11 protein-coding genes are annotated in these 10286 nt (G+C 36.9%); 2 read left to right on the top strand and 9 right to left on the bottom strand.

Going from position 1 to position 10286, the window contains the following annotated elements; translation table 11 throughout:
- Window positions 1-1089: Gly-Xaa-Xaa repeat protein (locus AC1Q8N_RS12985; protein WP_493521198.1), on the top strand; the 1089-nt coding region annotated here is incomplete at its 5' end.
- An 80-nt stretch (window positions 1090-1169) separates the two neighbouring features.
- Here the strand turns inward: AC1Q8N_RS12985 and hfq are convergent.
- The gene (hfq, locus tag AC1Q8N_RS12980) at window positions 1170-1394 is read right to left on the bottom strand and encodes an RNA chaperone Hfq (protein WP_000813896.1); all 225 of its coding nucleotides are present in this window, start codon (window positions 1392-1394) and stop codon (window positions 1170-1172) included.
- A gap of 21 nt (window positions 1395-1415) precedes the next feature.
- Window positions 1416-2369: a tRNA (adenosine(37)-N6)-dimethylallyltransferase MiaA gene (gene miaA, locus AC1Q8N_RS12975; RefSeq protein ID WP_098079197.1), complete on the bottom strand. Its 954-nt coding sequence runs from the start codon at window positions 2367-2369 to the stop codon at window positions 1416-1418.
- 181 nt (window positions 2370-2550) lie between these two features.
- On the opposite strand from miaA, the gene AC1Q8N_RS12970 reads away from it, so the two are divergent.
- The gene (locus AC1Q8N_RS12970) at window positions 2551-2796 is read left to right on the top strand and encodes a hypothetical protein (RefSeq protein WP_098079194.1); all 246 of its coding nucleotides are present in this window, start codon (window positions 2551-2553) and stop codon (window positions 2794-2796) included.
- Between the two features lie 62 nt (window positions 2797-2858).
- Here the strand turns inward: AC1Q8N_RS12970 and entD are convergent, their stop codons facing one another.
- From entD to AC1Q8N_RS12935, 7 genes are all read right to left on the bottom strand, one after another.
- Window positions 2859-3791 carry a cell wall-binding protein EntD gene (gene entD / locus AC1Q8N_RS12965; RefSeq protein WP_098642736.1) on the bottom strand — a complete coding sequence of 311 codons (933 nt, stop codon included), beginning with the start codon at window positions 3789-3791 and terminating at the stop codon, window positions 2859-2861.
- 347 nt (window positions 3792-4138) lie between these two features.
- Window positions 4139-5998, bottom strand: coding sequence for a PTS fructose transporter subunit IIABC (locus AC1Q8N_RS12960; RefSeq protein WP_098048808.1), 1860 nt, complete (start codon window positions 5996-5998; stop codon window positions 4139-4141).
- 13 nt (window positions 5999-6011) lie between these two features.
- Window positions 6012-6923: a 1-phosphofructokinase gene (gene pfkB, locus AC1Q8N_RS12955; protein ID WP_098048809.1), complete on the bottom strand. Its 912-nt coding sequence runs from the start codon at window positions 6921-6923 to the stop codon at window positions 6012-6014.
- A complete protein-coding gene (locus tag AC1Q8N_RS12950) occupies window positions 6920-7672 on the bottom strand; it encodes a DeoR/GlpR family DNA-binding transcription regulator (protein ID WP_000957278.1) in 753 nt (250 codons plus the stop codon). Before AC1Q8N_RS12950 ends, pfkB begins: the two co-directional genes overlap by 4 nt.
- A 158-nt stretch (window positions 7673-7830) precedes the next feature.
- Window positions 7831-8994: an iron-containing alcohol dehydrogenase gene (locus AC1Q8N_RS12945; protein WP_431097619.1), complete on the bottom strand. Its 1164-nt coding sequence runs from the start codon at window positions 8992-8994 to the stop codon at window positions 7831-7833.
- A 117-nt stretch (window positions 8995-9111) separates the two neighbouring features.
- On the bottom strand, window positions 9112-9654 hold the full coding sequence (locus AC1Q8N_RS12940) for a DUF420 domain-containing protein (RefSeq protein ID WP_000228316.1): 543 nt from the start codon (window positions 9652-9654) through the stop codon (window positions 9112-9114).
- Window positions 9655-9971: 317 nt separating this feature from the next.
- Window positions 9972-10283 carry a hypothetical protein gene (locus AC1Q8N_RS12935; RefSeq protein ID WP_000393474.1) on the bottom strand — a complete coding sequence of 104 codons (312 nt, stop codon included), beginning with the start codon at window positions 10281-10283 and terminating at the stop codon, window positions 9972-9974.
- Window positions 10284-10286: the final 3 nt, after the last annotated feature.

Below are 10286 nucleotides of genomic sequence, written 5' to 3'. Positions count from 1 at the left end.
ACTGGTGCCACTGGACCTCAAGGCGCTCAAGGTAACACGGGTGCCACTGGACCTCAAGGCGTTCAAGGTAACACAGGCGCTACTGGTGCTACTGGTCCTCAAGGCGTTCAAGGTAACACGGGTGCTACCGGACCTCAAGGCGCTCAAGGTAACACGGGTGCTACTGGACCTCAAGGGGCCCAAGGTAACACGGGTGCTACCGGACCTCAAGGTGTTCAAGGTAACACGGGCGCTACTGGTGCCACTGGACCTCAAGGCGCTCAAGGTAACACGGGTGCCACTGGACCTCAAGGCGTTCAAGGTAACACAGGTGCTACTGGACCTCAAGGCGTTCAAGGTAACACGGGTGCCACTGGACCTCAAGGGGCCCAAGGTAACACGGGTGCTACTGGTCCTCAAGGCGTTCAAGGTAACACGGGTGCTACTGGACCTCAAGGTGTTCAAGGTAACACGGGTGCTACTGGACCTCAAGGGGCCCAAGGTAACACGGGTGCTACTGGACCTCAAGGGGCCCAAGGTAACACGGGTGCTACTGGTCCTCAAGGTGCTCAAGGTAACACGGGTGCCACTGGACCTCAAGGCGTTCAAGGACCAACAGGTGCTACTGGCGCCACTGGTATAGGAGCTACTGGACCTACTGGACCTTCTGGACCTTCTGGTGGACCTACTGGACCAACCGGGCCTACTGGACCTAGCTTCCCTGTAGCAACAATTGTTGTTACAAACAACATTCAACAAACAGTACTCCAATTTAACAACTTCATTTTTAATACTGCAATTAACATAAACAACATTATCTTCAATGGCACAGATACAGTTACTGTTATCAACGCTGGTATTTATGTCATTAGCGTATCCATCTCTACAACTGCACCAGGATGCGCCCCACTTGGAGTAGGAATTTCAATAAATGGAGCAGTCGCAACTGACAACTTCTCTTCAAATTTAATAGGCGACTCACTTTCATTCACTACGATCGAAACATTAGCTGCCGGCGCAAACATTTCCGTGAAACCTACCCTTAGCGAAATTACAATTCCTGAAACAGGAAACACTAACATTCGCCTTACTGTATTTAGAATCGCTTAAATTTCACTATGTATCGTTTATGGCAAATAAAAAAAGAGCGAGAAATTCGCTCTTTTTTTGTTATGTACAATAATTCATTACTACTCTAATTCAATTGAAACATTTTTTTGTGGTACAAATGTAGAAATTGCATGTTTATAAATAAGCTGTTGCTTACCTTCTGTTTCCAGTAGGACTGTAAAATTGTCAAATCCTTTAATTAATCCACGAAGCTGGAAACCATTTAATAAGTACAGCGTAACAAACGTATTTTCTTTACGGAGTTGATTTAAAAACTGATCTTGAATATTGATTGATTGCTTCATGTCGAATCCTCCTCTTTTTCTCTACTTACTATTATTCGACTTTAGTTGTAACTTTCCTTCTATGTATCGTAAAATTTCTGACGTTTTTTCACCGCCTGTAACATCAAACCACATGACATCCATCTTATTACGGAACCACGTTAATTGACGCTTTGCATAACGACGTGAATTCGTCTTTAATTGTGATACCGCTTCTTCTAAAGAGACACGATCCTCAAAATAATCATATATCTCTTTATATCCAATCGCTTGAATAGATTGACAATCTCGTATCCCTCTATTATACAATCCTTCTACTTCTTCTAATAACCCTTGGTCCATCATTATATCAACTCGTAAGTTAATGCGATCGTATAGCATTTCTCGATCCATTGTCAAGCCAATCAAGGAAACATCGTATAATAACTCGTTTTCTTGTTTTTCAAGTTGATCACTCATTTTTTCACCCGTCGTGTGGAAAATTTCTAACGCTCTAATGACACGACGTACATTATTTGCATGAATACGCTCAGCACTTTCTGGGTCTACTTCTTGTAATTTCTTATGTACATATTCCACACCACGTTCTAATGCTAACTTTTCCATTTGTTCTCGGTATATTGTATCGCCAGCATCATCCGTAAACTGATAATCGAATAAAACAGATTGTATATACAGACCAGTTCCACCAACGATAATTGGCAATTTACCACGCTCTGTAATCTCTCGAATATGCTTACGAACACGCTCTTGAAATTCGGCAACAGAAAATGAGTCTTCCGGATTTTTTATATCGACCATATAATGCGGAATTCCATCCATCTCTTCTTTTGTCACCTTTGCAGTTCCAATATCCATCGTACGATAAATCTGCATGGAATCTCCACTTATAATTTCACCATTCAACGCTTTGGCAAGATCAATACTTAACTTCGTCTTTCCAACAGCAGTTGGTCCAATGATGACAGCAACTTTTTCACGTTGCACTTCTCCCATATCATTCAACTCTCTTTATGTAATGTACTCCATCTATTGATTATATCCAATCTTACCAATTTTAACGGCATGATTGCAAGTTCTTTCATTTCGGTACATGAAATTATAAATAAAAAAGAACATAGTTTGTCCAATTCCGCATATACATGATTAAAAGTACCTTCGAGAGGATGAGTTGACTATGAAACAATCCACCATCAATTTTTCATCTTTAACAAAAGACCTTATTTTAGCTACTGCTACAAAAGAACAAAATTGTTCACAAGAAGAATTATATTTCGCCTTAAATTGTTTGCTACGTTCTTTTCATTCTACTCTCCAAGAAACAACATTACATCCAGAAAATAAAAATACAGAGTATATGCAAAATCAATTTTGCAGTGCATATAAAATTATTACAGGTAAAACTATTTATCCTTTTCAATAATCCATAAAAAGCGGTTGCCTACACACTTTCAAGCAACCGCCTTTTATATTAATACATATACACTACTCTATAACTTTCACTTTTACAGATTTGCGCCCCCAGCTATCGGCACTACCATCTGAACCGACTAATACATCAATACGATTCCCTTTAATCGCACCGCCAGTATCTCCAGCAATCGCTTCTCCATATCCTTCTACCCATACTTTTGATCCAAGCGGAATTACTTTAGGATCAACAGCAATTACTTTCATATTCGGATTTGCTGTTAAATCATGCCCCATTGCAGTTAATACACGACCACCATACGTACCATTCTCACTTGGATGCGCTGTATACGCTGTCGCTTCTACTGTTATTTCACGTCCACCAGCAGGTGCACTTGTTTCAGTAGATTTCGTAACTTGTTTCGTAGTTGACTGCTGTTTTGCCACAGGTTTACTTGATTCTACATTTTTAACAGACTCTTTGCTCTTAACTACTTTATTATTTTTAACTGGCGTATTTACTCTTACTGGCGCCTCTTCTTGCGTTACAACTTCTTTCTTTTCAATTACAGGTGCCGTCCCTGTTAAAAATGGCATGTGAACATATCCCATTTTTCCATTATAGTCAAATTGTAACCATTCATTTTGAACTTGATTTGTCGTTTCAATTACATCATCTTTATTCAGTTTACCAAGAATTTCAGAATCAGTATTCGCTCCAGCACGAACATTTAACACGCCCGGCGTTACATAATATGTACTTTTTGTAAATTCAGCACTTACAAACGCTTCTTTACCATTTAATTTAATTTTTGCCCATCCGTTTTCTGTATTTATAACATCTAATTTATTTCCACTTAACATTTTACCTACAAGCTTTGACTCTACAGTTGGGTTTTCTCTAACATTTAATACGTCTGTTGTTACAATCGTTTCTGCTTTCGCAGAACCTGCAAAAATCCCAAGACCAAAAACTGCCGCCGTTGCTATACCTAATAATTTTTTCATGAATAGCCTCCATTTGCTTTGTTTTCGTATTTTCATTATAGCAACAGATTTTTAGGATTTTTAGAAATCACACAATTACAAACCATTCGTAATACACGATTAATGAGTTGTAACATAAATTTCCATATTAATGAATTCCATTTCTAATAGAATTCCCCGTAGTTTTCATATATTTCCCACATACTAGCCCAGAATTTTTTCCCAAAAAAAATTACAGTATTACTTTTTTGTTACAAAAAAACCATATTTCATTACATCTTTTACCAAAATTCATCATTCTCCAATTATTAATCTCCTTTTTTTAATAAAAAAAGAGCAGCTAATAAAAGCTACTCCTTTTTCATGTGTTATTTAACTTTCTTTTTCCAAATCCCCATCATAAGAGCTGAAATAACTGTCCCTATGAATATCGAGAAAATATATAGCACCGGTTTATTTACTAATGCGATAACAAACAATCCACCATGCGGTGCTGGTAATGTAATTTGGAATAACATAGATAATGCACCCGCAATACTTGAACCAACAACACAACTTACTATTACTCGAATTGGATCTGCAGCTGCAAATGGAATCGCACCTTCTGTAATAAACGATGCTCCCATAATATAATTTGTTAAACCAGATTTACGCTCTGCTTCAGTAAATTTTGATTTAAAGAAAGTAGTTGCGAATGCAATCGCTAATGGTGGTACCATACCACCGGCCATAACAGCAGAGTGTACGCCAAAGTTCTGCGCTTCTATTGCAGCAATACCAAATGTAAATGCAGCTTTATTAATTGGACCACCCATATCAATTGCCATCATACCACCTAATATAAGACCTAGTAATATAGCATTTGTACCGTTCAAACCATTTAACCATCCTGTTAACATTTCATTCAATGCCACTACAGGCGGAATTACTACTTTTTGCATAACAACTCCTGTAATTAACAATCCAAAGACCGGATATAACAATACAGGTTTAATTCCTTCTAACTGTGCTGGTAATCCTGAAAATAATCTTTTCAATCCTAAAACAACATACCCAGCTAAGAAACCAGCAATTAATCCCCCTAAAAATCCAGCATTCGCATGTGCTGCTAAAAATCCACCGACAACACCAGGCATAAATCCTGGACGATCAGCAATAGAACTCGCAATAAATCCAGCTAAAATTGGTACGAGGAATAAAAACGCACCTGTTTTGCCTCCACCAATAGACATTAACAATTCAGCCAATGGTCCTTCTGCTTTTATGCCACCAATCCAAAATGCTAGTGCAATTAAAATTCCTCCACCAACAACGAATGGAAGCATATTACTTACGCCACTCATTAAGTGCTTATAAATTCCTAATCCTTTTTCTTTCTCTGTACTTTCTGTCTTCCCATCTTCCTTTATTCCTTTAAAGATTGGCGTATCTTGTTTTACAGCTCGATTAAGAAGCGCTTCCGTTTTTCTAATCCCATCAGCGACTGGCACTTGAATGACATGTTTCCCAGCAAAACGGTTCATTTCTACTTGTTTATCTGCCGCAACAATTATAGCCGTTGCGCGTTCAATGTCCTCTTTCGTTAAACCGTTTTTTATACCTGTGGATCCGTTCGTTTCAACTTTAATCGCTATTCCTAGCTCTGCTGCTTTTGCTTTCAAGCTATCCGCTGCCATATAGGTGTGAGCGATTCCAGTTGGGCAAGCCGTAACTGCTAGTACGTATGGTTCATTTCCTTCTGGTTTTGCAACTTCAATGTCTTCTTCTTCTTTTTCATTCTCTTTTTCATCAAATAAACGAAGAAGTTCCTCTTCATCCTTTGCTTCTAACAATTGCTTACGAAATCCTTCATCCATTAATAATGTAGATAGGCGCGATAACGTTTCTAAATGAGTATTATTCGCCCCTTCGCTCGCAGCAATCATAAAGAATAAATGCGCTGGCTGTCCGTCAAGCGATTCATAGTTGATACCGCTTACACTTCTACCAAAACAAATCGCTGGTTGCTTAACAGCTTTTGTTTTCGCATGAGGTATTGCAATCCCTTCTCCTATTCCTGTCGTACTTTGTGATTCCCGCTTTAAAATAGCTTCTTTAAATTCAGCTTTACTATTTAAACGATTTGCTCCGTCTAATTTCTCAACTAATTCATCTATGACAGCTTCTTTATTTGAAGCTGTCAAGTTCATAATAACTGTATCCCTTTTTAATAGTTCTGTAATTTTCATATGTTGTTTCCCCCTATCGCTTAGTTACAATTACTTGCGACAATAATTCTTCTACTTTTTCCTTTTCACATAAATCAGCTGAAAATGCCGTTGCACTCCCTGTTGCAACGCCATATTGAAATGCCTTTTCAATATCTTTTGTCTGTTCATATTTACCTACAAATCCTGCAACGAGAGAATCTCCGGCCCCAACCGAATTAATTACAACACCTTTTGGAACAGTTGCTTCATATATACCTTCTGCCGTAAATAATAAAGCCCCATCTCCAGCCATTGATACGATAACGTGCTCTACACCTTGTTCAACTAATTTTCTTCCAAACGGTAAAACATCTTCTACTGTTGAAATCTCTACTCCGAATAACTCACCAAGTTCATGATGATTAGGCTTTAGTAAAAATGGTTTATTTTTAATTACATGCTGCAGCGCACTTCCACTTGCATCAACTACTACGCGAATACCTTTCTCAGCTCCGAGCGCTGCGATTGATTCATAAAAAGTAGTTGAGATAGACGCCGGTACACTTCCAGCTAGTACAACACAATCTCCCTGCCTCATACTTTCAATTTGTTTCATTAATTGTTCAAATTGTTCATTTGTCACATTAGGACCTTGCCCATTTAATTCTGTCTCTTCTTGCCCTTTTATTTTCACATTAATCCGGGAATCACCGTCTACTTGGACGAAGTTTGTTGTTACACCTTCCGCCTGTAATACATCTTTAATAAATCGACCGGTAAATCCACCAGTAAATCCAAGCGCTACATTTTCAACACCTAAACGATGAAGAATACGAGAAACGTTAATGCCTTTCCCTCCAGGAAATTTCATATCTTTCTCTGCTCGATTTACTGCTCCTAAATCGAAGGAATTAACTTGTACTACATAATCAATAGATGGGTTTAAAGTAACTGTATAGATCATTGTTTATCAGCCTCAATTACATTGGTTTGTCTTTTATATTTTTCTAAATCAATTTCTAAATAGTTTGTAATAATATTTGCTTCTTCAACATTGGCAATTTTCGCAAACGCAACTTCTGAAAACTTACTTTCATCAATTAAGAAATATCCTTCGTTTGCTAATGTTAACGCCATTTGTTTTAAAAGTGCCTCTTCTGGATCTGGAGTTGTAAAACCAAGCTGTTCATGCACACCATTCGCTCCTAAGAAACATTTATCAAAACGGTACTTCTGCATGCTTTCCTGTGCCATAGCACCAATTAAAGCTTTCGTCCTGCTTTTCATCATTCCGCCTAGTAAATACGCACGAATATTATTTTCAACTAAAGCTTCAATATGCATAAGTCCATTCGTAACGACAGTAACATCTTTATTTATTAAAAATGGAATCATTTCAAATGTTGTACTTCCTGCATCTAAATAAATGCAATCACCTTGTTCAACAATGCTAGCCGCATACTTCGCAATTTGTTGTTTTATTTGAATGTTTTTGGATGATTTTTCAACCATCGTTGGCTCTTGTCCTTTTCCTGTTAAAACAGCAGCACCACCATGAACTCTTTTTAATAACCTTTGCTTTTCCAATTGCGCTAAATCACGACGAATTGTTGATTCAGAGCTTTCTGTTCTTTCCACTAATTGCTGTAATTTAACAACCTTCTGCTCTTTTACAAGTTGCAATATCATTTGATGACGTTCAGGAGTTAACATCTTATTCACCTCTTCTTTGATTACAGTATAATGAAAACGATCACAAAAATCAACCATAAACATTCATAAACAACCAACATCAGTCACAAACAGTTATAAACAACAAAAAAGAAACCCATTTGATTGTTATATCAGATGGGTTTCTTTACTCTATTCACTTATAAAGAAGCTTTATATATACTTAAAACATCGTCTTTATTTAATTTTTTAAAGTTACCAAATTCACCATAAGCCATCGCTTTATCAGCCATTAAATCAATTTCATTTTCCCCAATACCGTAATCCGCTAACGTTACTGGTGCCTCAATTGAAGTCCAAAATTGACGTAACGCCTCAATTCCTTCTAACGCAATTTCTCGATCAGTCTTTTCATCTGTTTCTACATCGAATACGCGAATAGCGAACTGTTTAAAGTGACTTACATTTTCATCTACAACACGCTTCATCCAGTTCGGGAATAAAATCGCAAGGCCACCCCCGTGTGGTATATCATGAACCGCAGAAACTGCATGTTCAATATTATGAGTCGCCCAATCTCCTTTTACTCCCATCGCTAAAATACCGTTTAACGCCATAGTACCGCAATATAAAATAGTTTCTCTATGCTCATAATTTTCTAAATCACTTAAAAGCTTAGGAGCAGTTTCAATTACTGTTTTTAAAACAGATTCACAATAACGATCTTGTAATTCTGTATTTGTTCCATGATGGAAATATTGCTCTAATACATGTGACATAATATCTACCATACCGTAAATTGTTTGATCCCTCGGCACAGACGCAGTATGAACAGGATCTAAAATCGAAAACTGCGGGAAAGTAACTGGGCTACCCCAGCCATATTTTTCATTCGTTTCCCAGTTTGTAATTACAGAACCAGCATTCATTTCAGATCCTGTTGCCGCAAGCGTAAGTACCGTACCAAATGGTAACGCCTCACTAGCAAATGCTTTTTTCGTTACAATATCCCATACATCTCCATCATATTTGCTACCAGCAGCAATTGCTTTCGTACAGTCGATTACACTTCCTCCGCCAACCGCTAATATGAATTCGACACCATTATCTTTACAAATTTGAATCCCTTTCTTTACAGTTGATACACGAGGATTCGGTTCAACACCTGTCAATTCAAATATTTCCGCATTTATATCTTTTAAAATAGAAATTACATTATCATAAATACCGTTTCTTTTAATGCTGCCTCCCCCGTATACGAGAAGAACTTTTTTACCGAACTGTGGAATTTCAGTTTTTAACTGTTCTAATTGACCTTTACCGAAAATAAGTTTCGTTGGATTACGAAATACAAAATTTTGCATATCCCTTTACCATCCCTTCTATATGAAAAGCAACTATACTTTTGTATACCATATTTTTTTCATTTCACAAAAATATTTGCCTAACAAAAAAAATCCCAGCCTAAAGGCTGAGATTTTTTATTGATAATAAGGTGAGATCATTAAGTAAACAATAACACCAGATAAACTTACATATAACCAAATTGGCATCGTCCAACGTACAATTTTACGATGACGTGTTAATTGATTTGTAAAACCAAATACAAGTGCAAACAATGCAAGTGGTACAATAATTGCTGCCAGGATAATATGTGTAATTAAAATGATGAAATACACATATTTAATGAATCCTTCTCCGCCAAAATGTGTTGCTGGCGCCAAGTAATGATACGATAAATAAGAAACACAAAATAGCAACGTCGTTGTAAATGCTGCTAGGATGAAACCACGGTGCATTTTCACATTCTTCTTAATAATAGAGTATAAAGCTGCTAATAAGAATACGAACGTAAAGCTATTAAAAATTGCATTTAACATTGGTAAAATTGTTACATCAAAATGTACTTCTCCTTCATAGCCAACAGGTCCAAAGAACAAAAATAAAATAATCGCATTTACAATTACAGAAAGCGTTATCACAATAGGAGCATAGCTTTTCTGATTAGTTGATTGATCCACCAAAATGGTCACTCCTCTTCCTTCAAATATGTATACGTAACCTCACTATTTTAACATATTATTCACAGTGTAAATGTGACAATAGTTTGACACAGTAAGACAGCGCAAAGAAAAAAATCCTTCTTAATAAAACTTCTTAAGAAGGATTTTATCGCTTTATTATTTAAATAGCAATGTAATTAGTTTTTGTTAAAAAACGTATTGCTATATGCTTGATAAATTTCAGACACTTGATATCCCATTAAAGAAATTGCTGTTAATGAAAAGAAACCAATCATAAGAAATCGAAACCACATATAAATCTCCTCCTTGTATTTAGCTTAAAAAGCAGTCGCTATATTACAAGTTGAATGGCACTCTTCATCGTCACTTTCCTTTTTCTTTACAATTGCTGTTATAAATCGAATCATAAAGAAAATCACAAAAGGAAACTGTTCGTAATTTACCTTGGCATAGTTTGGCAACGGCTCGCGCTGCACATCGAACGGAGATGAGAAGGAATAGAACATACCTTGCTCTTCCATATATACAATTACAATTTTCATACAAAACATTATTCCTAGAAATGAAACAATATCTTGCCATTCTGTCGTATATAACAAGTTATACAGCTCAAGTACGTACTCTTCCATCGT

Source organism: Bacillus sp. GW823-FHT06B01 (genome assembly GCF_058952315.1).
This window is presented reverse-complemented; position numbering and strand designations above follow the sequence as displayed.